Consider the following 22,127-nt stretch of genomic DNA (forward strand, 5'->3'; position numbering starts at 1 on the left):
CCCCCCTCCCCCCCATCCCCCAGCCCGCGCCCCACCTAAACTTTACAACTTGGCATCACCCAACATTATGACAACCTAAACCACTCCCCACAAACTCTCCCACACCCCCCATGAGCAAGCTACTCGATACCATCAACTCACCAGCCGACCTCAAAAAAATCCCCATCCCACACCTCCCCACCCTCGCACAAGAAATCCGAGAAAAACTCATCTACGACCTCTCAAAGACCGGCGGCCACCTCGGTCCAAACCTCGGCGTCGTCGAGCTCACCATCGCCCTCCACTACGTCTTCAACACCCCCACAGACAACTTCGTATTCGACGTCTCCCACCAAGCCTACGTCCACAAACTCCTCACCGGTCGCCGCGATCGATTCCACACCATCCGCCAACCCGGAGGACTCAACGGCTTCATGCTCCGCACCGAATCCGAACACGACTGCTACGGCGCCGGCCACGCAGGCACAGCCCTCTCCGCCGCCCTCGGCATGGCCGTCGGCCGCGACCATCGAGGCACACAAGAACACATCATCGCCCTCTGCGGCGACGCCGCCTTCACCTGCGGCATCACCTTCGAAGCCCTCAACAACGTCGCCCACCACACACGCCGACTCATCATCATCCTCAACGACAACGAATGGTCCATCGACAAAAACGTCGGCGCCATCGCCAACTACTTCAACCGCATCGCCACAAACCCCGGCATCGCCTCCCTACACGATCGAGCACGAAAATTCCTCGAGCGCATCGGAGGAAAACTCGCTGCCCGAGCCCTACACAAAGCCGAAGAAGCCGTAAAAGGCATGGTCTTCCCCTCCCTCCTCTTCGAAGAATTCGGCGTCACCTACTACGGCCCCATCGATGGCCACGACATCCCCACACTCATCAAAACCTTCGAATTCCTAAAAGAACAAGACTACCCCGTCCTCCTCCACGTCCTCACCACAAAATCCAAAGGCTTCGAACCCGCACTCGAAAAACAAAAAAAATTCCACGGCCTAGGCCCATTCGACCCCGAAACAGGCGAAACCCTCCCCTCCTCCCAACCCACCTATTCCGAAATCTTCGCCGACACCCTCGTACGCCTAGCCAACGACGACCCCACAATCATCGCCATCACAGGCGCCATGCCCAACGGCACCGGCCTCGACCGCTTCTCCCCCAAACACCCCTCCAAATACTACGACGTCGGCATCGCCGAAGAACACGCCGTCATTTTTGCAGCAGGCCTCGCAACCAAAGGCCTAAAACCCTTCTGCGCCATATACTCCACCTTTCTACAACGCGCCTTCGACCCCATCGTCCACGACGTCTGCCTCCAAAACCTCCACGTCGTCTTCTGCATGGACCGAGCCGGCCTCTCAGGAGACGACGGCCCCACCCATCACGGCCTCTTCGACATCGCCTACCTCCGCGGCATCCCCAACATCGTCCTAATGGCCCCCAAAGACGAAGAAGAATTCGCCGACATGCTCGCCACCGCAGCAGCCCACAACGGCCCCATCGCCATCCGATACCCACGCGGCATCGGCCCAGGCGCAAAACCCAAAGAAAAACTCACCCCCATCCCCATCGGCCAAGCTGAAATCATCCACGACGGCAACGACGTCGCCATCCTCGCCCTAGGCGACCTCTTCAACATGGGCGCACAAACCCGCATAGAACTCGAAAAACAAGGCTACTCCACCGCACTTATCAATCCCCGCTTCATCAAACCCCTCGACCAAAAAACCCTCGAACACTACGCACGCCGCTGCCGCTTAATCATCACCTTCGAAGACCACGTCCTAAAAAACGGATTCGGCACAGCCGTCCTCGAAACCCTCAGCGACCTCCAACTCCCCACACCAGTCATCCGCATCGGCTGGCCAGACCAATTCATCGAGCACGGCAAAGTCCCCGCACTACGACAAAAATATGGCATCTCCGTCGCCTCTGCGCTAGAAAAAGCCATCACCATACTAAAAAAATGAACACCCCATCACACCAACCACCCACACCACCCCACAACATGAAAACCACCCCACACAACACCATCCTCCTCTCCCTATCCCTCACCCTACTCCTCACCTCCTGCACTTTCGCAGCAAACGAATGGTGGCCAGAAGGCAAAAAAACAGAAAAATTCACACAACCCATCCTCCTCGACACCACCCCCATCAACCGAAACACCGCACCAACAATCAGCTACGCCAACGTCGTCAAAAAAGTAACCCCCAGCGTAGTCAGCATCATCTCCATGCAACCTAAACCAAACATCCAAGAATTCATACACCCCTTCCTAGACGACCCCTTCTTCCGACGCTTCTTCGGACCAGACTTCTTCGGCCTCCCAGACGACGAAGACCCACTAGACCAGCGCCGTTTCAACCGAAGACCCACCCCCAAACAACCCGACAACCGAAACAAACGTCGCCGAAACGTCCCAGCAGGCATCGGCTCAGGCGTCGTCATCACCAGTGATGGCTACATCATCACCAACAACCACGTCGTAGATAATGCAGAAGAAATCAAAGTCTCATTCGATGGCCTAAAAGACGGCAAACGAGAAATGACCGCAAAACTCATCGGAGCCGACAAACGCACCGACATCGCCCTGCTCAAAGTCGACCTACAAAACCTCACCCCCATCACCCTCGGCGACAGCGACCAACTCGAAGTCGGAGACATCGTCCTAGCCATCGGCAGCCCCTTCAAACTCACCCAGACCGTCACCTCAGGCATCGTCAGCGCCCTCGGACGCAACATCACCCAAGGCCGAGAAACCCTATTCTCCGATTTCATCCAGACCGACGCCCCCATCAACCAAGGCAACTCCGGCGGTGCACTCGTCGACATCCAAGGACGCCTCGTCGGCATCAACACAATGATCTTCTCCTCCACCGGCGGCAACATCGGCATCGGATTCGCCATCCCCACCAACACCGTCCGAGCCATCACCGAGCAACTCATCACCAAAGGAAAAGTCAGCCGCGGCTTCATCGGCGTCTCAATACAAGAAATCACCGATGACATCTACGAAGCCAACAAACTCAACACACGCGACGGAGCCCTAGTCTCCGAAGTCATCGAAGACTCCCCAGCAGAAAAAGCCGGAATCAAACATGGCGACATCATCATCGAATTCAACGGACGCCCCATAGACACCCCCGCCACACTCCGCCGCCTCGTCAGCAACACCCCACCCGGCACCCCATCCCAAATCAAAGTCCTACGCGACGGAAAAACACTCACTTTACCAATCACTCCAAAAGAACTACCCGCAAATCAAGACGGATCACCCAGCGAACCAACCCCAACTGACAACGGCGACACCACCGACCAATCAGCACTAAGCGGCGTAGAATTAAGCGACATCACCCCATCCCTCCGCGAACGCTTCAACATCCCAGAAAAAATAACCGGTGTCGTCATCCTCAGCATCGAACCAGACTCCCCAGCCGCAGAAGCAGGCCTATCCGTTGGCGACGTCATCCGCGACATCGGCAACAAACCCGTCAAAAACGTCAACGAAGCTCAATCGCTCCTCAGCGAAATCAAAGACAAACGCTACGTGCTTCGCGTCTGGAGCCGCGAAACTCGCGGCACCCGCTTCGTCGTCGTAGACGAAAACTAAAACAAAAACACCCCCTCACCTATGGACAAAACTCAATTTGCAACCCTCCAACACCGCCTAGCACAACTCCGGAGGTTTCTTTGACCTTCCCAACCTCCAAAACAAACTCAAAGCGCTAGAGGACCAAATCGCCCAACAATCATTCTGGAACGACCCCCAAACTGCACAAAAAATCATCCTCGAAGCCAATCAACTTAAAGAAAAAATCCAACCCATCCTCAACCTCGAAGAAGCCCAGCGCAACATCTTATGCCTCTTTGACCTAATACAAGAACACCCAGACGAACCCTCCCTCCAAACCGAACTCCACAAAGAACTCTCCACATTCTCCCAAAACCTCGACCAAGCCGAGCTAAAAATCCTCCTCTCCGATCCACGCGATATAAACAATGCCATCGTCAGCCTCCACGCAGGAGCTGGCGGCACAGAAGCCTGCGATTGGGTCAGCATGCTCTTACGAATGATCACCCGATACGCCGAATCCAGAGGCTACACGACCGAAATCCTCGATATCTTACCCGGCGAAGAAGCCGGCATCAAATCCGCTACCCTCATCGTCCGCGGACCCTACGCCTACGCCTACCTCAAATCCGAAAGCGGCGTCCACCGACTCGTCCGCATCTCACCCTTCAACGCACAAGGAAAACGCCAAACCTCCTTCGCCTCAATTGACGTCATCCCCGAAATTGATGATACCATCGAAATCAAAATTGAAGAAAAAGACCTCCGCATCGATGTCTTCCGCGCCAGCGGACACGGCGGACAAGGCGTAAACACCACCGACTCAGCCGTCCGCATCACCCACCTGCCCACTGGCCTAGTTGTCACCTGCCAAAATGAACGTTCCCAACTCAAAAATAAAGCAACCGCTCTAAAAGTCCTACGCTCCAGACTCTACGAAATGGAATTAGACAAAAAACGCGCCGAAGCAGAAAAACACTACAGCGAAAAAGGAGAAATCGCCTGGGGACGACAAATTCGCTCCTACGTCTTCCACCCATATCAGATGGTCAAAGACTTGCGAACAGGCGAACAAACCTCAGACATCCAAGCAGTAATGGATGGGCAACTGCTCCCTTTCGCTGAAGCATTCATCCGCGGAAAAAAACGAATAGACCCCTCTCCAAATCAAGCCCAAACCGATTAACACCACCCCTTATCATGAATAAACTCTCAGAAATCCTCCGCACCAAACAACAAGAAGTCGCTTCACTCCTCCCAGAATTCGAAAGCCTCCGCAGAGCTGCATGGCTACGAAATGAGTTTTGCTCCTTCGAAAACGCAATCCGCCGCATAGATGGGACCTTAGCCATAATTGCCGAAATAAAACGTCAATCTCCCTCGGCTGGCGTCATCGCTCCAGATTTTGATCCCGTCCGACAAGCCCGCCTTTACCAAGAAGCAGGAGCCGATGCTTTAAGTGTGTTAACTGACTCCCCCTACTTTGGTGGATCTATCGAGCATCTCCAAGCCATCCGCAAAGCAGTCGATCTCCCCATACTCCGTAAAGATTTCATCATCCATGAAGTGCAACTTTACCAAAGCGTCGTCGCTGGAGCAGATGCAGTGCTCTTGATTGTAGCCGCTCTAGACCAGCAGACTCTACAACACCTCCACACGCTCGCACGAGATCTTCAACTCGACGTCCTAGTCGAGGTGCACACACATGAAGAGATAGACCGCGCCCTCGAAATCGATGCCCGAATTATCGGCATAAACAACCGAGACCTTAAAACGTTCACCGTCGACTTATCCGTCACCGATAAACTGATTGACGACATCCCCGCCGACGTCATCGCCGTCAGTGAGAGTGGAATCAAAAATCGCGACGATGCCCGATTCGTCCGCAACTGCGGCGCACAAGCTATCCTCGTAGGCGAGACCCTAATGCGCGCTCAAGACGTTGCAGATACAATCCGTCAACTCAGCCTTCGTCGCTAAAAACCAGATTTCGACTACGGCACAACAAATATCTTGTTCGTATAAGGGCAACGCACTTCCGTCCCAGGTGGATAGCCGCGGACATCCACCAGCCCAGCATGCTCAGCAAAAGGACTTCTGACCAGCCCCTTCTTATCAGTCAAAATTCCTTTCGGATAACGTGGCGCCGGAGGCACACGATTACTCGCAGGAACTATAGGACGATCATTACCAAGACTCGGCGTGGGATTTTGCTGCTGAGGTGCATTAGGTTCCATAGGATATGGTGTGGTGTCAGCAGGCGTTCCTTCCTCATACACATTCGGCGGTGGCACGTTAGCCTCCTGAGGCATAGCGGAAGGGTCATAACTGCCATACGGATTAGACTGAGGATAGGAATAGGTGCCTGCAGAAAGCCCGATACTCGGATCCCGCTTCGGAGCAGACCCACATCCATTGAATACAAAGACAATAGCAACACATGCCGACAAACCCAAAAAGCTCAATCTCATAAAACTCATTCTTTAAAGGTTCATTCTAAAAAATCAACTGACGTTTTTAGCCAAGCTAAACTCTATCCACCAAGCCTTGCGATCACCAGCTGCAAGACACAAACGTTGCTGCATAAAAAGAGCAGACCCCTGGTAGCTCTGAATCCTTTCCTCGGCGCCACAAGTGGTGTAAATTGGCACCTGCATAAGCCTGATCGGTGTCTGCACACGCCAGCTCCAAAGCAACCCCTTTACCTTATCAGACATATTCCAATCACTCACCCCGTCGTAATCCAGACGTTCTCCGCTACAGTGTGAATTTCCGCAGACATGAATAGACCGCTGAAAATCATTCCCATCCAAAAAGGAATAATTCGCCTCGATCACCCATAGACAATCCAACAAAATCGGCGAACGATTCTCCAACTGATACATCAGCCGTATAATCCCACTCCGGTCCATGCGATAGTGTTTTTGGCAACTAAGTTTCTGGCAACGGCCAAAGCTATAAATGCCCCCTTCGCGGACCAATTCCACATCACAATGATCCGGACCGTAAGCTATCTCCTTTATCTCAAAAGGTTGATCGATAAAATCCCCATACTCAATAAATCGGCATCGTTCTAGATCATCCAAGCTAGTGTCCAGAGGCACAAAATGATCCTGAAACAAATGACGTTCATACCAATCCTCAACGACATCAACATCAACTCCTCCCTTTGAAAAGTGATAAGCCTCCTTCCGACGACGGAAAGTATTGGTAACATTATAAGCCAACCCCAGCTCCGAGAGCTCACTCACAGACCCACCATAGGCTGGCCGCACAATCATCTGGACGTCACCGCCATGAAAACGCAGTTCTTCAATCCCATCCGCATCTAAGTCGATACGATCGAGCCTCGGCACCTCCCCCCTCTCTTTCCAGAGCGCCTTCTCGACATTTAAAATCTGTTCGTAAACGTGGTTCCGAAAATAATTCGCATAGCACCCGTCTAGATCTCCATGCCAAAAGGCCGTATGGCACTGTGCCTTAAGAATACACTCAGTAAGTTGGTCGCGCCCCTCAATATGCCCCTCCTTGCTCAATTCATCTGAGAGATAAAGCAGCCTCTTGTGCATTCGATTGACCTCAGGATACTTTCTCAAAAAACCATTCCACGTCCCCACATGCATAAAATTTAGAAACCGATCCCGATCAAACCGCCGACTCAACTCCGCCACCGAACGCTCATATTCCACAAGGGATTCCGTCAACAACGTTCGCTTCTGAACGTCGTGTGCGCATCCCTCCGGTAGATAGATTGTCCACAACCTTCGCGGCTCATCGACATATTCTCCGACCGTTCGTGTATGCACCCACTGTTTTTCGCTTTCCAGAAAGGAGACCCACTCCTCAAGCACCTCTCTCCCGGCAGCAATGCTTCGAGGCACCCCGCCCCCAAAATAGTGTTCACCGCGCTGAACCATCGCCATAACTTGGGGATACGGCCGATGACTTGCTTGCATCAATAAATTTTTCGCTTCTGATAGAGACTGCCGCAGATCAAGTCGCAACCAAGACCGAAGATAAGGCACGACGACTAGCTCTTGGCCTAGATATTCCGTCCGATACACTTCATACAAATCCGCAGATCGACAGCCAGCCTTCAAGAAAAGAGAGTCCTCAAGCACCGTGTAACGAATACCTGCCCGACGTAGCAGGCTAGGATAACGCGGCTCCCAGTGAGATTCCGCTAGCCACGCTCCACGCACCCGTTGCTTATAATGCTCGTAGATTAAGCTCGACATCTTTTCAAGCTGCCTTACCCCATCCTCATCTCGAAACATCCCAAATATCGGCTCGAAATAGCCACCCCCCATTAATTCTACTTGCCCCTGCTCACAGAGACATCGCAGCCTCATAGCTAAATCAGGGAAACACCGCGTTATTCGCTCAAGCAACGATCCATCAAAATGCAAAGTCAGCCGCAACGAGGGTAACCCCTCAATCGTCGCCACAAACGGACCGCAGATATTCCGGATGTAATCGTCCACCACATGATCGAAGTTGCCTGTAGGTTGATAAAAATGAATAACCCAAAACAAAGTGACAGTATTCATTGCTCCTCAGACAATCCACTGCTGCTCAATATAGTCCCGATGAGGACACTCAAATTCTATAGCTCCACGCTCAGGATAACGCTCCACAGCAAGACCGTCTTCCCACAGCTCCACATAAAAGCTCCAACGTTCTCCTGGCTGAGCGCCCATATACTGCCAAGGCAGCGCCATCACCCAATAATCGCTCCAGCCAATAGATGGTGAGTAATCAGAGAGCGCCTCAAAGTTAACGCCGTCTCGACTGCTCCACAGGGAACCTTTCCATTTTTCTGCATGCGGTCGCGCTTCGATGCGAATCATTTCCACTCCTTTCATAAAGGTCACACGCACCCCCAGTGGTTTATGGGAGAAATCCACGCGTAGAAAAAATGCCTCTGCATCGTAGCCAAAGTAGAGAGCTTGACCCTTACGCTCGCCTTGAAACATTGCCGTCTGTTGTTGTCGGATATCGAAATAGCCAGCTCCAACCCAATCAAAATACGACTCATCCCTGCCCGTCAAGGGAGGCTTGATCGGACTGCGCGGTTCGCGATAAGGCAGAGCACTAGAGGGCACACATATCGGAATATCGAGATACCCCGGTGGCTCTACTCCCAAAGCTAAATAGACATTTTTAAGATGCGTGCGAAAGAGATCATCAAATAAAACATCGGAGTCTGTCGTAAAATCCGGCCCATACCACCAAAACCAATCGCTCCCCTCTGCAGCATAGATCGACCACCACGCCAGCTCCACACGTTCCGGTAGGAGATTCCGTGTATGAAGGCTCTCGACCAAGAATTCTCGAGTATGCGTTAACCAATCCCACGCTTTGTTTTCCTCTTCGTCGCCAATCCAAATGTCAAAGTCACTTCCAATCCAAGATCCAGAGTGAAGACGTCTGGCGGTGACTCGAGGAGGATAAGCCGAAAAATAATCGCCCATTTTTTGGAAGCGTAGACTGGGATGCCTAGCGGAGGCTTTATACCAACCGTCGAGAAAAGCTTCTCCCCCATCGGGAAATGCCTCCCAAGCATTCTCCCCATCTAGAGCTAGGCAGACAACGGTATCTTCTCGATTGCGGACTTGCCCGATATGCACACAGTGATGGATCAAGTAATCAATGGCGCGTTGAGGTTCGTTTCGTGCAGCATTGAAGCCGACGAAATCTGACAGAGGCCTCTCTCGGAAAAGCGCACGGATGGACGCCCCTTCAACGGCAATTTCCCACCCTTGAAACAACTCTAGATGATCGATCGGTTTCCCCCCCTGGCTCCATTCAGGATCCATTTCCAAGCTCTTGAAAAGGTTCCCCTCATCTGAGCAGAAATATTCAATGCCCGCCTCCCTCATTAGCGGAATAATCTCCGGACAGATAGATCCTTCCGATGGCCACATCCCCTTCGCGCGATGCCCGAAGACTTTTTGGTGCAACTCCTGAGCCAAGTGAAGTTGCGTCCGCACATCCTCTGGCGCGCTGAAACCTCGAGGAAGTTTGGCTTGTGGCATACAACGCCTCGCAATATTCGTATCATAAACCAGCGGCATGATCGGATGAAAATAGGGCGTTGTCGTCAACTCAATTTGACCTCGCTCCGACGCTTCTCGATAGAGATTCAGGATCATCCCGAGAATTTTGCGGTGCACTGCCAAGACCACCTTTTTATCATCCTCAGTAAAGTCTCTTCCTTTTTGCTTCAATTCAGTAAGCTCCGGGAATCGTTTGCAGGCGGAAAATCCACACCAGGCGAGGTTATACCACACTTGCAAGTCGCGGTAGTCCTGCTCTGTAAAATGCGCAAGAGCATCTTTAAGAGCCCGATCAGTCAGCAAAGCGCCTCGGGCCTGGAGCAGTTCCCAGTAACGTGGAAAAGGTTTTATCAAGTGATCCCAATTGGCTTTGAAGAAGTTTTGCAAAATGGAGCGACGGTAAGACTCCGGTAGATCACCAGCGTCTCGCTCACTCCATTCTAGCCATTCATCTGTAACCTCCCCGTTTACGAGCTCTAAAATCTGCCGGACAAGGACTGGGGTGAAATTCACATTGACATGGATCTCCGGAGTCCGACTCAGCACGTCAATCATATCAAGATAGCCTTTTACAGCGTGGAGTCGCACCCATGGCATTTTGGCTCGTTTAGTCAAAGGGTCCACGTAGTAGGGCTGATGCATGTGCCAAAGCAAAACGACATTCATAATCCGAGGCTACCTCCCTCTAGCAGCGTTTCACGTTATCACAAATCCCAAAAAAAGGACGGTTGAGTCCAGCGGAGTGGCCTCTTAAGCGTGCGAACTTAGGTTTTTTAAGTTTCTAAGGTTAAAAAGTTAATTCGAAGTCAAAAAAAGAAGAGCAAAAAAGGCAAATAGAGGAAGAATTTTGCCTGTAAAATTTTTGTAATTATTTGCTTTACAACGATTTGTGATTATATAAAATTTGCTCGAGGATGGAGGTAAAACTGATGCGTATATTTTATCTCTGTTTGTTACTATGGTCGGCTTGTTATTCGGATAGTAAGGCGATCAGTCAGCCCAGTGCAGAGAAAAATCGGAGTGGTCACCCACCTGTCATCTTTGGCATAGCAGGCAATACCGTTAGGACACAGAGTTACGGAGTAAGCTGCCGTCCTGTAGTCTGGGGAGTGGTGACACATTTTATATTAGAAGGGGAGCTTGTAGGGGATTTAAAATTTGATCGAGATACTGGACGACTGAGCTCTGGAGGCGGTGTAAATTTAACATATTTTCAGAATGCCTATGCCACGGCGTCGCGACGTGAATTGTCATATCGTATCCGCGCGGTGAACGAATATGGTGAGAGTGCCCCGTATCCCTTTAAGATTACGATCGAAAATCGTTATGGCGGAGAGGTTCCCCCGCGAGTGGTTCAGCTAGCCGGAGAGATGCCCGCTAGGATACAAGCAAAGGTCGGTGAAAAGTTTTTAGGGCACTGGAAAGCGATCAAACGTGTGATCGCAGGAAATCTGCCGCCAGGAATAGAAATCGACCAAGTGGGGAATCTTATCGGCGAACCCAAAGAAAAGGGGCGCTGGGAAGCCTTCCTCTTAATTGGCGCCGAGGGCGATGCCTTTAATGTAGGATCCACGAAACCCCATCCATACGGAGAACAAGTCGTGAGCGTGACTTTTGAAATCGAAGGTGACGAAAAATCAATCCATGTTGAGACAAAAACTCAAGATACTGCACCCAGCTCGCCAAAGGTAGAGTCACCCAAACAAGGATCGGTTAATATACCCATGCCTAAGCCTTCGAAGCCCATTTCTTCTGGTTCAGCGTGGGACTCTCTCTCGCGGCAGGATGACCTAGCTATTATCCCTAGGATTGTAGGGACAAAATATCTAAGAACAAAGGTCGGCGAAAAGTTTAACCATCAGCTACAAATCTGGCCGCCGGAACGCAGCAAAGAGGTGACTTTTGAAATAATCAGCGGAGAGATGCCGCCCGGGATAGAACTCGATAAAATAAATGGGGAATTAAAGGGATCACCACAGAAGGCAGGCTCGTATGTGTTTACCATTGTAGCAAAGCGGGGGAATGAACAAGGAATGGCTTTTTCGATGACGCTGAAGGTAGACTAGTCTCGAATTCAGCCCTTGTCAGGAGCCGAGCACGTAGATAACTGCAGCTATGCTGACGAGAGAAGAGCAGTGTGCCTGGCGACAGAGCATTCTGCACTATGTGAGAAAGGATTGGTTGGCTTTTGATGAAGGCGCTACGGTGCAAGAGGTGCTGGATACGCTGAGAAATAAAGCCGAAAAAGGGGACGACGTCTTATATTTTTACATCATCAATAGCGAACGAAAACTTTTGGGGGTCGTGCCCGTGCGGAGGCTTTTAACGGCGAACGCCGAGACAAAATTAGGCACACTGATGATCACGCGGTTGGTGACGTTATCGTCTCAAGCCAGTCTTATTGAGGCTTGCGAGGCATTTGTCCGATATCGCTTTCTTTCTTTGCCAGTCGTAGATGTAGATGGGCGCCTCATTGGGGTAGTGGATGCGATGCGAGTAAATGATGAGATTGTGGATTTAACAGAGCGTCAAGCATCGGACGAGATGTTTGAACGGATCGGGATGCGCCTCGAAGCCATCAAAGACGCTTCGCCTTGGAACGCCTTTCGTTATCGCTTTCCGTGGCTGACGGCGACGTTGATCTCAGGCTTGGGATGCGCCGTCTTGGCCAGTCTATATGAATTAACGTTGGCACAGAGCTTGGTCTTGACGTTTTTTTTGACGTTGGTGCTTGGAGTCGGAGAGAGCGTGAGCATGCAGTCGATGACGGTGACAATTCAGCAACTTCGAGTCCAGCGACCAACTTGGCAGTGGGTGAAATTTTGGTTTCCACGCGAGCTCGTAACGGCGTTTTTGATCGGAATAGCCGCCGGTGGAGCGATTGGGCTGATCGCTGGCTTGTGGCGGCAGAGTCAAACTGAAGCCTGGGTAATTGGCGGCAGCCTATGCGCTGCGGTGATCAACGCTGCCCTAATTGGTAGATTGGTGCCGACTGTGTTGCACGGATTAAGGTTAGACCCGAAAGTCTCTTCAGGCCCATTGACACTTGGCTTGACGGATATTATGACGTTACTGGTTTACTTTAATGTAGCAAAATGGATATTGGGGGTGAATTAAGACGAGGGAGAGAAACTGGTTAGCTGTTGAATTTGCCTATTAATTTCAGCCTTATAGGCCTCGATAAGCGGATCAAAAAGCTTCGAAGAGAGAGGCGTCCAATGGAGAAAAGCGCTGATAGGCTGGATACCGAGGCGGGAGTTTGTGATGGCAATTGCCTTCGATTGAAGCAATTCTTCAGGAGTGATCAAAGATTCTTGGACAGGTAGCTGTGAGAGGATCCATTGCCGTACGGCACCATTCCTGCATCCAGCGGAGAGAGGCGGAGTGTGAAGGCAACTGTTATCCAGCCAAAAGAGGTTACTGCTCGAGCCGCAGACGACATGCCCATCTTCATTAAGAAGAAGCGCCTCATCGCTAGATGTAGACAGACGGGCCTGGGTATGAGTGAGATAACTGAGTGTTTTGTAGCGCGCATCCCAGTTGTGTTTTCCGAGACGTTGGAGAGCAAGCCCTAGCGAAAAGGAAGTTTGAGTTTGATGCGGCGTTTCTTCGTTGAAAGTGTGATAAAGTCGACCTTCTGCATCTAAAATAAGTCGAAGACGACCTGTGCAGGCTTGCAAAAAAAGAGGCGGTGGAACCTCTACGGGCAGATTGTGAGGGATTTGGAGAGCATTCGCAGCCTCAAGGAAATTCTTCCAGTGAATCTGCCAAAAAATTGGGACTCCTTGATGAATCCAGATGGTCTCAAAGACTCCGCGCCAGGGCTCAAAATGTGAAAAAGAAAAAACGCTGGAGCGTTCAATACCTGGAAATTGAATAGGAAGCATACTTTTTGTGATACGTTTCAATAGCTGCGAGAATGCCTGCGGCTTTGTGCATGGTCTCATCAAATTCTGCTTGAGGATTGGAATCTGCCGTGATGCCGCTTCCGACGCCAAATGAGAGTTGGCCATCTTTTTGAATGAGTGTGCGTATCGCCATACTCCATGCAGCATCGCCGTTGAAAGCAAAGTAACCAATGCCACCTGTGTAGTGTTTTCGCGGGATGGGCTCGAGTTCTTGTATGATTTCTATGGCTCGCTTTTTGGGCGCTCCACTGATCGAACCACCGGGGTGAATCGCTTGGAGAATATCTACCGGCGATAGATCATCCATGAGTTCGCCCTCAATTGTGGACACCAGATGATGGACGTGTGAGTAGCTTTTAAGGGAGATTAATTCTGGAGTAATAACAGAGCCTGTTTTACAGATTTTACCGAGATCATTTCGCATGAGGTCGGTGATCATGATGAGCTCGGCGATTTCTTTGGATGAAGTGAGGAGTTCATAGGCGTGCTGTTGATCGCGGACGGGATCTGCGAGATCTCGTGGACGTGTGCCTTTGATAGGCTGAGTGGTGATTAGGTTGCCGTTAATTTTGAAATAAAGCTCGGGTGAAGCTGAAAGGATGATCTCATCCTCGAAGTCCAAAAAAGCTGCTCCTGGTGCTGGGCTAATTTTCATTAATTCTTCAAAGAGCAAGTAAGGAAAGGCCACAGCAGATGTGGAAAATATGTGAGCTAAGTTCACCTGGTATATATCTCCACTGGCTATGTAGTCTTTAGCTTTTTCTACAAGGCAAGTATAGATGTAAGGATTAAGATTCGACCTTGGAGCATAGTAGGAACTTTCGGATGATCGAGCTATGTGTTTACGTGAGCGCCATAGCGGGCTTTCTGGCCATTCCTCATGAACTTGAAATTTTTTAAAAAACTCAAACCGATAATTTCCCTCAAAAGTAACATATCCAACTGCACCCCCTTGTGGATGCGGAGAATCAGGATGTGCAGAATTCCGAACGAGGCTAAATGCTTCCTTCAACTCGTGTTTATCTGTTGAAAGATGCCCCTTTATGGAAAGAAAGGAGTCCTCTGCCTGGTAAATCACTCCAGGGTAATTCCACGAATTTATCGAGATAAAGCATGACATAGTTAACTCACCTTACATAGTCACAACCCTTCCATACGTAGCCGTCTTCTTTTTGGCTAAAAAGGGGGATCTTGACTTCACCTGAGACGTCTTCATTCTTTGTATAATGTCACCATTATCATTATTTTATCGCTTCAGCTTAGCTGTCACGTGCGTATTTTGGGTAGGAGTGGTATCTGTTTCTATTGCACAGGAACAAAAAGCCAACCTGGGCACAAATCACGATCCTTCTTCAAATCAGACATCGGAGCCATCACAGAAAAAACTAACCGAGGATTCTCAACCGATGCCAGGATCGGAGCTTTTACCAAAAGCATTACAACTCTTTCTTGCTAAAAAATTCAATGAGTCTCTTGAGGTCGTTGATCAAATCCTAAAAATCAATCCTAACCATCATCATGCCTACAATCTCAAAGGCGCAAATTATACAAAAATGAAAAACTGGAGCGCCGCTGAGAGCGCGTTTCGACAAGCTTTATCTGTCGCTCCAAATGCATTCGAGCCTAAATTCAACCTAGCTGAGTTACTTTTTTTACAAGGGCAATACGCTCAAGCTCGTCAAGCCTTTACCTCGATTTTGCATTTGGCAAATCTCGACATTTATAAACACCTCACCGAATTCAAAATTTTTTTAACATATCTCTTAGAAGATCAACTCCCACCAGCACTTGAAATCGCAAAAAAATATGATGGCTTTGAAACTACACCAATTTATTACTTTGTTCAAGGGGCACTAGCTTACAAAGAAGGGAATCGTGCCAAAGCTATGGAAAACTTCGACGCTGCAGCAAGGATCTTTCCAGCTTATTTGAATCACAACTTTGCTGACACTCTAATCGAGCTAGGATGGATACAGGTTAATTCAAAAGGAATGCTTGATGACCCAGACGCCCCTAAGCAAAGCCCATCCATAACCAACTCAAAACCAAAAGATTTTCGACCAGTAAGTATCACGCCAGCTCGTACGCCCGTCGGCAATCTCTCAGTAGATACAAATTCAAACGGAGATCAGAAAAATGGGGATGCCGAGATCAAAAATCCCTTTAACGATAGGCGAAACATGTATCGAGAAACTCAGTAAGTTAGGCTTTACCAATTAGCCAGCCTGTGTTGACTCTGGCTTTTCATTTGCTGCCACATCGATCACCGCACGTATATTAGTCTTGGAGCTGACGGTATTGGCGAGCGACCTTATCGCGTTGATAGTTTTGCCGTGTTTGCCGACTACTCGACCTACATCCTCAGCATTCACTGAAATTAGGTAATTTATCGTATTTCCATTATCGATCTGCAGAACATCAACTTCATCGGGGAAACGAACTAACCGCCTCACCACATATTCGATAAAATATCTTATATCACCAACCATTTATTTAAGCGTAGGCTATGTTTTACTGGCTTTTCTTGCTTTGCGTATAAAACTCTGCACGGTTTCCGTTGGCTTAGCCCCCTGTTTGATCCAATAATCGATACGGTCAAGCTTGAGATCAAAATTTTGATGTTTCTTTAGCGGATCATACGTGCCGACCTGCTCAAGAAACTTACCGTCACGAGGACTCCGAGCATCAGCCACGACGACTCGGTAATAGGGGCGGTTTTTTGTTCCTTCACGACGAAGACGAATTCGCACTGCCATAATTTTACAAGGTGAATTAACTTTTTAACGCCTACCTATCCAATCACGCAAGACTTTTTCAGGTGAGCTGCCTTTGGAAAGTTTAGCCATGAAATGTCGCATCTCTTCAAAACGGCGTATAAGTTCATTTACCTCCATCACAGTTCTTCCGCTTCCACGAGCAATTCGCTGACGTCGCCGAGCATTTAAAATTTCCGGCTTACGACGCTCCTCAGGAGTCATGGAGAGAACGATGGCCTCGATCTGTTTAACTTTTCGGTCATCTACTTGAGAAAGCACATCAGATGGAATACCAGGAAGCATCGCAATTATTTGCTGCAACGGACCAAGCCGTCTCAGCATGCGCATCTGGCCAAGGAAATCTTCCAAATCAAATTTTCCTTTCTTTAATTTGGCCTCCAGCTTCTCAATGTTCTCCGCATCAAAAGCCTCTTGAGCCTTCTCGACGAGTCCAACAATATCCCCCATGCCAAGAACTCTTGAAACCAGCCGCTCAGGTGCAAACACTTCTATCCCCTCTATTTTTTCCCCTACCCCCAGAAACTTAATAGGGACGTTTGTGACCTTATGCATCGAAAGAGCAGCCCCCCCGCGCGCGTCACCGTCGAATTTCGTTAAAACTATCCCTGTAAGCGGAACCCGCGCCTTAAAAGCCTCTGCGACCTTCACCGACGTCTGCCCCGTGCTGGCATCAGCTACAAGCAGACATTCCTGTGGAGCTAATTGACGCGCAACCCCCTCAAGTTCCGCTAGCAAACTCTCATCCACCTCAAGACGTCCAGCACTATCGAAGATCATCACATCCGCCTTCTGTTTTTCTTGCTCTGCCAGCGCCTGACTGACGACCGACTCGATAAGGGTATCTTCAGAAAACCGCACGATAGAGGCACCAGCTTGTGACGCAAGCTGCTCCAATTGATTCACAGCTGCAGGTCTCCGTAAATCTCCTGCAACTAACAACACCTTAGCACCTTGCTTCACATACCACCGAGCCAATTTCCCAGCAGTCGTTGTTTTTCCACACCCGTTTAGACCACATAACAAAATCCTCAGTGGACGCTCAGCACTCATCCGCCTCTCTCCTTGACTCAGCATCTCGATCAACGCGTCGTGAAATATCTTTACAAACGCCTGCCCCGGCTGGATGCTCTGTAATACCTCCCTCCCCAGGGCACGTCTCTTTACCTCATCACAAAGTGCTTTGGCCACTTGATAATTCACATCGGCACTAAGCAAAGCCAAACGAATCTCACGCACTGTGGCCTCAATATTGCTCTCCGAAATCCTCCCAAGACCCCTTAAATTCCTAAAGACCCCCTGCAGCTTCTCCGCTAACGCTTGTAACATAACAACACACTTACCAAAACACAGTCAGATCTTGCAACCAACGCCCATCACTACTCAATACAGCCACTTCATAATCTCACCCTCTGCAGATAGCACCGCCCCTTGTCGACGATAAGCCCAGCACATGTAACTCACCGTTACGAAATAAGAAGCTGGCACCCGATTCAGCACACCTATTTTAGTGCCAAGCAGCGTTGTTTTTCCACCAAACCCCATCGGGCCAATGCCCAATTTATTTGCCGTCTCCGTGATATCCTTTTCCAAGCTCGCCAACGTTGGATTCGGATTTTCATCATCAAGCCTTCTCAAAAACTGCTCCTTCGAATGTGCATAGCCCGTGGCTCGATCCCCACCGATCGTCACACCGAGCACGCCAGGCCCACAGCCCTTTCCCTGAGCTTGGAGAACTGCATCCAAAATCACCTTCCGCACACCATCAAGATCACGATCAGCCTCTAGACGCTCATCTGGCAACGAATACTGCGCCCCTACGTTTTCACAACCGCCCCCTTTTAAAATAAGCCTTATATCCCAATGCGCCTCTCGATGCGTGTGAAAATGAATCGTCGGCGAGCCCGGGCCGACATTCGTCCCATCGTTTCTACCTGTAAGCGGATCCACCGAATTCTGCCGCAGATAACCCAACCGCGTTGCCTCCCGCACAGCTTCTTCAGCCTGTTCCGTAAACGTCCCCTCATCAGAGCCCGCCGGTGCCCACACATAAAAAAGAATCGACCCCGTATCCTGACATATCGGCTGAGATTTTTGCTTAGCTAAAGCAATGTTTTGCTGAATGATTCTCAAAGCCGCCTCAGCCGTTGTATTCTTTTCCTCTCTCTCTAGGCACGATAGCAACACTGCCTGCACATCATCTGGAATCTCCACAGATGTTTTACGAATAATCTCCACCAAAGAGTTTACAAGACACGCCATACCACGAAAGTATCGCATCCTGCAATAAAAACAACTTTTCTTACTTGCATTTTCCCCATCCACTGCTCATCCTCCCACACGATGAAAAAAACCACACTTCCCTACACCAGCCTTAGCCTTCTGTCCCTAATCGCACTCACCATCATCACTCTCCTCACTGCTTGCGCAAGAGAGAGCAAAACTTACGACCGCAGCTACCGCCAGCCCGCCCCTGCCCAGCAGCAGCCCTACTACACTCCACCACCCCGTGATCCAAAAGCCCTCTAATTTGGCCTGGTAACCACACCTAAACACAATTCCACCGCAAGTAAGTTGACGTAACCTCACACCATGTGCATATCAAAGCACATGAGGATACCCACATCTCATGCTCACCTAGCCCTTGCCATTGCAGTAACATCCCTCATCACAAGCTGTGCCCCACCAAGTAAACGTTTTTACGTTTCAAGCATTGACGGAAGCTACTCGACAATCCCTCCTCGACAAGAAACACCCACAGACCACATCGAGCCGGTTCCCCTTACTCCCGTAGAAGAAAACCCACTACCCAGAGAAACTCACCCCGCCCCAAAAAAATCATCCAAAAAATTTTCTCCACACAGAAAAGCAGAGCAACGCCCAGTCATCCACGACAACACTACCACCGGCATCGCCATCTGCTACAACGACGAATCGGAAGGCAAAATAACTGCCAGCGGAGAAATCTATCGCCACAACAAACTCACCGCTGCCCATCGCACACTACCTTTCGGCACACGCGTGCGTGTAACTCACCTCGAAAACAACACCTCCGTCATCCTTCGAATCAACGATCGAGGCCCCAAAGACCCAGCCTACATCCTAGAAATATCTCGCTCAGCAGCCCTAGCACTTGGCATACAAAGCAACACCACGGCTGCTGTTAAAATCGAAGTGCTAGATTGAGGAGACGCCCCCACAAAATACCAACCTACAAAACCCCTTTCGAACTCGGTATCCCCTTCACTCTTAAATCTCGCTCAACAGCAAATCGAAGCGCCCTCGCCACGCCCTTGATAATCGCCTCCAACATATGATGTATCTCCTCCGTCTCCAATACATGCACATGCAGCGTAAACGCCGCCCGTTGAGCAAGCGCCCTTAAAAATTCCACTATCAGTTGAGCCGGAAACGTGCCTGCATATAGCGTCATCAACTTCACCCCACGAGGCGGACGAAACACAAACAATGGCCGCCCACTAATATCAATCGCCACACGCACCAACGTCTCATCCATAGGCAAATACCCGAAACTGTAGCGGCGTATCCCAGCACGATCCCCTAAAGCCTGATCAATAGCCATACCCAAACCAATCCCACAATCTTCCACCGTGTGATGAAAATCCACCTCTATATCCCCCTTCACCCTCAGATCCAGATCGAAAAGAGAATGTTTAGCGAGCAATGTCAGTAAGTGATCAAAAAAAGGTATCCCTGTATCTATCCGACTCCGTCCTTCGCCATCCAGATTCAAGGCAAGACGTATCCGTGTCTCCTTAGTCTCTCGAAAAATCCTGGCCTCCCGCGCCTTCGCCTCAAGAGAATTGCTCCCATTAGGCTTCCGACGCGACCGAGTAGAAGCCATACCAACAAATATAAACTTCCACGCCCCCCCTTAGATAGAATTCCCCGGCTCAGGAGCACCCGATGTAACCATCATCCGATCAATAATCGCCCGAAAATCACCCAACCCAGTCACCGGCACAATAATCGTATCCCGCCGGCCTCTCACATCCTCGGTGATTCGCAAAAATTGCCCCCGCTCGTTTTGCTTCAAGTCGAAGAAGAAAGTCTTCCGCTCGACAACGAGCTTCTCACTATGAATGGTCTGATCCATATAACAATTCCCTTATCAAATCTCCATAAGCCGATTTATGGCATCGACCCCACCTTGTCAATTCACAAACATCAAAACCATACTCGTCAATCAGACAACTCCTGCTAACTAAATTCGACATTTCACCTCCCCACACCTATGAGCCTTATTGATGAGCGCTGCGAGATCAGCCCAAACAAAAACAACCTCCTCCCTACCTGCATCGTCATCCTCGGTGCCACAGGAGACCTCACCCACCGCAAAATCATCCCCGCCCTATACCACCTCAGAAAAAACGGCCAACTCCCCGAAGGCAGCGTAATCATCGGCTTCGCTCGACGCCCCAAAAATCACGACGAATTCCGCTCCGATCTCTACAATGCCCTCTTAGAATTCTCACACACCAAACCCGTAGATAAACAAGTCTGGCAGACGCTTGCCTCACACATCTACTACCACCAGGGCGAACTCACAGACCTCGAAGCATACCGCAAACTCGCCACCTTCACTCAACAACTCCCCGAATCCAAAAGCTTCGAAGATCGATACCTATTCTACCTCGCCACCGCCCCCCATCTCTTCGGCACCGCAGCCCATCACCTCGCCGCCGCAGGCCTCGCCCCCAAACCTCACACCGTGCCCCAAAAACGCATCATCGTCGAAAAACCCTTCGGTGAAAACTTAGCCAGCGCACGCGAACTCAACTACACCCTCCAAGACGCATTCCCAGAATCGGCCATCTACCGCATCGATCACTACCTCGGAAAAGAGACCGTTCAAAATCTCCTCTACTTCCGATTCGCTAACGCCATCTACGAACCCCTCTGGAACCGCCGCTACATCGACCACGTCCAAATCACCGTCGCCGAAACAGTCGGCGTCGAAAGCCGTGGCGGCTACTACGACCGCGCAGGAGCCTCAAGAGACATGCTCCAAAATCATCTCTTCCAACTCTTCACTCTCATTGCCATGGAGCCCCCGGCCTCCCTTGAGCCCGAAGCCATCCGAGATGAAAAAGTAAAAGTTTTAAAATCTATCGTCACCCCCTCCCACGACTACGTCCTCCGACACTCCGTGCGCGCACAATACAGCGCAGGCTTCGCCCACGGTCGAGCCTATCGCGCATACCGAGAAGAAGACCGCGTTAATCCTCAATCCCTCACAGAAACCTACGTCGCGCTCCGCCTAGAAATCGATAACTGGCGATGGTCCGGCGTTCCCTTCTACCTCCGCACCGGCAAAGCCCTACAAAAACAATTCTCAGAAATCAACATCATCTTTAATCGCCCACCCAGCGTCCTCTTCGCCGCCGCCTGCGGCACCAAACTCCGACGCAACCAACTTCGCATCCGCATTCAACCCAACGAAGGCATCCACCTCGTCTTCAACACCAAAGTCCCCTCCAAATCCCAAATCCACCCAGTCGCCATGGATTTTCGCTATCGCCAAGGCTTCCACGAAGATTATTTCCCCGAAGCCTACGAACGTCTCCTCGTAGACGCCCTACAAGGCGAAACAACCCTCTTCACCCGCTACGATGAAGTCGAAGAAGCATGGCGAATCGTCGACGCACTCCATGCCGCATGGAATCAAGAACCTGTCGACGCCCTCCCACTCTACGCCCCAGGATCAATGGGCCCCATCGAAGCTCAACATCTCATAGAAAAAGAAGGACGTTTCTGGCTGTCCGTAGACAAAGATTAATACCCCTTC

At 50.3% G+C, this 22,127-nt stretch carries 20 protein-coding genes and 1 pseudogene; 10 read left to right on the forward strand and 11 right to left on the reverse strand.

Annotation, left to right across the window (positions count from 1 at the left end; translation table 11 throughout):
• Nucleotides 1–110: 110 nt before the first annotated feature.
• From dxs to trpC, 4 genes and pseudogenes are all read left to right on the forward strand, one after another.
• Nucleotides 111–1,973 (forward strand): 1-deoxy-D-xylulose-5-phosphate synthase, encoded by a 1,863-nt coding sequence (gene dxs, locus NZM04_04470; GenBank protein ID MCS7063289.1) that lies wholly within the window; start codon nt 111–113, stop codon nt 1,971–1,973.
• On the forward strand, nt 1,970–3,616 hold the full coding sequence (locus NZM04_04475; protein MCS7063290.1) for a Do family serine endopeptidase: 1,647 nt from the start codon (nt 1,970–1,972) through the stop codon (nt 3,614–3,616). The genes dxs and NZM04_04475 overlap by 4 nt, the downstream gene beginning before the upstream one ends.
• 21 nt (nt 3,617–3,637) lie before the next feature.
• Nucleotides 3,638–4,763: pseudogene (gene prfB, locus NZM04_04480) on the forward strand (peptide chain release factor 2).
• A gap of 14 nt (nt 4,764–4,777) precedes the next feature.
• Entirely contained in the window at nt 4,778–5,557 is a 780-nt protein-coding gene (trpC, locus tag NZM04_04485) for an indole-3-glycerol phosphate synthase TrpC (protein ID MCS7063291.1), read from the forward strand.
• Nucleotides 5,558–5,571: 14 nt separating this feature from the next.
• On the opposite strand, the gene NZM04_04490 is transcribed toward trpC, so the two are convergent.
• From NZM04_04490 to NZM04_04500, 3 genes are read right to left on the reverse strand one after another with little or no spacing between them, the layout of a single operon-like run.
• On the reverse strand, nt 5,572–6,048 hold the full coding sequence (locus NZM04_04490; protein MCS7063292.1) for a hypothetical protein: 477 nt from the start codon (nt 6,046–6,048) through the stop codon (nt 5,572–5,574).
• A gap of 33 nt (nt 6,049–6,081) precedes the next feature.
• Nucleotides 6,082–8,127 carry a DUF1926 domain-containing protein gene (locus tag NZM04_04495; GenBank protein MCS7063293.1) on the reverse strand — a complete coding sequence of 682 codons (2,046 nt, stop codon included), beginning with the start codon at nt 8,125–8,127 and terminating at the stop codon, nt 6,082–6,084.
• A 6-nt stretch (nt 8,128–8,133) separates the two neighbouring features.
• The gene (locus NZM04_04500; protein ID MCS7063294.1) at nt 8,134–10,302 is read right to left on the reverse strand and encodes a glycoside hydrolase family 57 protein; all 2,169 of its coding nucleotides are present in this window, start codon (nt 10,300–10,302) and stop codon (nt 8,134–8,136) included.
• 263 nt (nt 10,303–10,565) lie between these two features.
• Here NZM04_04500 and NZM04_04505 point away from each other — a divergent pair, with 263 nt between their 5' ends.
• Together NZM04_04505 and NZM04_04510 are read left to right on the forward strand one after the other, a co-directional pair.
• Nucleotides 10,566–11,702 (forward strand): hypothetical protein, encoded by a 1,137-nt coding sequence (locus tag NZM04_04505; protein MCS7063295.1) that lies wholly within the window; start codon nt 10,566–10,568, stop codon nt 11,700–11,702.
• Nucleotides 11,703–11,751: 49 nt separating this feature from the next.
• On the forward strand, nt 11,752–12,753 hold the full coding sequence (locus NZM04_04510; protein MCS7063296.1) for a magnesium transporter: 1,002 nt from the start codon (nt 11,752–11,754) through the stop codon (nt 12,751–12,753).
• On the opposite strand, the gene NZM04_04515 is transcribed toward NZM04_04510, so the two are convergent.
• Nucleotides 12,750–13,523 (reverse strand): aminotransferase class IV, encoded by a 774-nt coding sequence (locus NZM04_04515; GenBank protein MCS7063297.1) that lies wholly within the window; start codon nt 13,521–13,523, stop codon nt 12,750–12,752. The two genes, NZM04_04510 and NZM04_04515, sit on opposite strands and share 4 nt — an antisense overlap.
• On the reverse strand, nt 13,495–14,664 hold the full coding sequence (locus NZM04_04520) for an anthranilate synthase component I family protein (GenBank protein ID MCS7063298.1): 1,170 nt from the start codon (nt 14,662–14,664) through the stop codon (nt 13,495–13,497). Before NZM04_04520 ends, NZM04_04515 begins: the two co-directional genes overlap by 29 nt.
• Nucleotides 14,665–14,833: 169 nt before the next feature.
• On the opposite strand from NZM04_04520, the gene NZM04_04525 reads away from it, so the two are divergent.
• On the forward strand, nt 14,834–15,745 hold the full coding sequence (locus NZM04_04525) for a tetratricopeptide repeat protein (GenBank protein MCS7063299.1): 912 nt from the start codon (nt 14,834–14,836) through the stop codon (nt 15,743–15,745).
• Between the two features lie 15 nt (nt 15,746–15,760).
• Here NZM04_04525 and NZM04_04530 read toward each other — a convergent pair whose 3' ends face one another.
• From NZM04_04530 to NZM04_04545, 4 genes are read right to left on the reverse strand one after another with little or no spacing between them, the layout of a single operon-like run.
• Nucleotides 15,761–16,033, reverse strand: a complete 273-nt coding sequence (locus NZM04_04530) for a KH domain-containing protein (GenBank protein ID MCS7063300.1) — start codon at nt 16,031–16,033, stop codon at nt 15,761–15,763.
• Nucleotides 16,034–16,048: 15 nt separating this feature from the next.
• Nucleotides 16,049–16,300 (reverse strand): 30S ribosomal protein S16, encoded by a 252-nt coding sequence (rpsP, locus tag NZM04_04535; GenBank protein ID MCS7063301.1) that lies wholly within the window; start codon nt 16,298–16,300, stop codon nt 16,049–16,051.
• 24 nt (nt 16,301–16,324) lie between these two features.
• Complete coding sequence (ffh, locus tag NZM04_04540; protein MCS7063302.1) at nt 16,325–17,647, reverse strand: signal recognition particle protein; 1,323 nt, start codon at nt 17,645–17,647, stop codon at nt 16,325–16,327.
• A 54-nt stretch (nt 17,648–17,701) separates the two neighbouring features.
• A complete protein-coding gene (locus NZM04_04545) occupies nt 17,702–18,580 on the reverse strand; it encodes a fumarate hydratase (protein MCS7063303.1) in 879 nt (292 codons plus the stop codon).
• Nucleotides 18,581–18,661: 81 nt separating this feature from the next.
• Between NZM04_04545 and NZM04_04550 the strand changes: the two genes are divergently transcribed.
• Complete coding sequence (locus NZM04_04550; GenBank protein MCS7063304.1) at nt 18,662–18,847, forward strand: hypothetical protein; 186 nt, start codon at nt 18,662–18,664, stop codon at nt 18,845–18,847.
• An 81-nt stretch (nt 18,848–18,928) separates the two neighbouring features.
• Nucleotides 18,929–19,504: a septal ring lytic transglycosylase RlpA family protein gene (locus NZM04_04555; protein ID MCS7063305.1), complete on the forward strand. Its 576-nt coding sequence runs from the start codon at nt 18,929–18,931 to the stop codon at nt 19,502–19,504.
• A gap of 25 nt (nt 19,505–19,529) precedes the next feature.
• Here NZM04_04555 and hisB read toward each other — a convergent pair whose 3' ends face one another.
• On the reverse strand, nt 19,530–20,183 hold the full coding sequence (gene hisB, locus NZM04_04560; GenBank protein MCS7063306.1) for an imidazoleglycerol-phosphate dehydratase HisB: 654 nt from the start codon (nt 20,181–20,183) through the stop codon (nt 19,530–19,532).
• A 30-nt stretch (nt 20,184–20,213) separates the two neighbouring features.
• Complete coding sequence (locus NZM04_04565; GenBank protein ID MCS7063307.1) at nt 20,214–20,435, reverse strand: DNA-binding protein; 222 nt, start codon at nt 20,433–20,435, stop codon at nt 20,214–20,216.
• A 138-nt stretch (nt 20,436–20,573) separates the two neighbouring features.
• Between NZM04_04565 and zwf the strand changes: the two genes are divergently transcribed.
• Nucleotides 20,574–22,118, forward strand: a complete 1,545-nt coding sequence (gene zwf / locus NZM04_04570) for a glucose-6-phosphate dehydrogenase (GenBank protein MCS7063308.1) — start codon at nt 20,574–20,576, stop codon at nt 22,116–22,118.
• Nucleotides 22,119–22,127 lie beyond the last annotated feature (9 nt).

The sequence above is a fragment of the Candidatus Methylacidiphilales bacterium genome, from assembly GCA_025056655.1.
GTDB lineage: Bacteria > Verrucomicrobiota > Verrucomicrobiia > Methylacidiphilales > JANWVL01 > JANWVL01.

What these genes read in the sequence shown, in the direction of transcription:
- dxs (MCS7063289.1), top strand. Translation starts at nt 111, where the DNA reads ATGAGCAAGCTACTCGATACCATCAACTCACCAGCCGACCTCAAAAAA.
- NZM04_04475 (MCS7063290.1), top strand. Translation starts at nt 1,970, where the DNA reads ATGAACACCCCATCACACCAACCACCCACACCACCCCACAACATGAAA.
- trpC (MCS7063291.1), top strand. Translation starts at nt 4,778, where the DNA reads ATGAATAAACTCTCAGAAATCCTCCGCACCAAACAACAAGAAGTCGCT.
- NZM04_04490 (MCS7063292.1), bottom strand. Translation starts at nt 6,048, where the DNA reads ATGAGATTGAGCTTTTTGGGTTTGTCGGCATGTGTTGCTATTGTCTTT.
- NZM04_04495 (MCS7063293.1), bottom strand. Translation starts at nt 8,127, where the DNA reads ATGAATACTGTCACTTTGTTTTGGGTTATTCATTTTTATCAACCTACA.
- NZM04_04500 (MCS7063294.1), bottom strand. Translation starts at nt 10,302, where the DNA reads ATGAATGTCGTTTTGCTTTGGCACATGCATCAGCCCTACTACGTGGAC.
- NZM04_04505 (MCS7063295.1), top strand. Translation starts at nt 10,566, where the DNA reads ATGCGTATATTTTATCTCTGTTTGTTACTATGGTCGGCTTGTTATTCG.
- NZM04_04510 (MCS7063296.1), top strand. Translation starts at nt 11,752, where the DNA reads ATGCTGACGAGAGAAGAGCAGTGTGCCTGGCGACAGAGCATTCTGCAC.
- NZM04_04515 (MCS7063297.1), bottom strand. Translation starts at nt 13,523, where the DNA reads ATGCTTCCTATTCAATTTCCAGGTATTGAACGCTCCAGCGTTTTTTCT.
- NZM04_04520 (MCS7063298.1), bottom strand. Translation starts at nt 14,664, where the DNA reads ATGTCATGCTTTATCTCGATAAATTCGTGGAATTACCCTGGAGTGATT.
- NZM04_04530 (MCS7063300.1), bottom strand. Translation starts at nt 16,033, where the DNA reads ATGGTTGGTGATATAAGATATTTTATCGAATATGTGGTGAGGCGGTTA.
- rpsP (MCS7063301.1), bottom strand. Translation starts at nt 16,300, where the DNA reads ATGGCAGTGCGAATTCGTCTTCGTCGTGAAGGAACAAAAAACCGCCCC.
- ffh (MCS7063302.1), bottom strand. Translation starts at nt 17,647, where the DNA reads ATGTTACAAGCGTTAGCGGAGAAGCTGCAGGGGGTCTTTAGGAATTTA.
- NZM04_04545 (MCS7063303.1), bottom strand. Translation starts at nt 18,580, where the DNA reads ATGGCGTGTCTTGTAAACTCTTTGGTGGAGATTATTCGTAAAACATCT.
- NZM04_04550 (MCS7063304.1), top strand. Translation starts at nt 18,662, where the DNA reads ATGAAAAAAACCACACTTCCCTACACCAGCCTTAGCCTTCTGTCCCTA.
- NZM04_04555 (MCS7063305.1), top strand. Translation starts at nt 18,929, where the DNA reads ATGAGGATACCCACATCTCATGCTCACCTAGCCCTTGCCATTGCAGTA.
- hisB (MCS7063306.1), bottom strand. Translation starts at nt 20,183, where the DNA reads ATGGCTTCTACTCGGTCGCGTCGGAAGCCTAATGGGAGCAATTCTCTT.
- NZM04_04565 (MCS7063307.1), bottom strand. Translation starts at nt 20,435, where the DNA reads ATGGATCAGACCATTCATAGTGAGAAGCTCGTTGTCGAGCGGAAGACT.
- zwf (MCS7063308.1), top strand. Translation starts at nt 20,574, where the DNA reads ATGAGCCTTATTGATGAGCGCTGCGAGATCAGCCCAAACAAAAACAAC.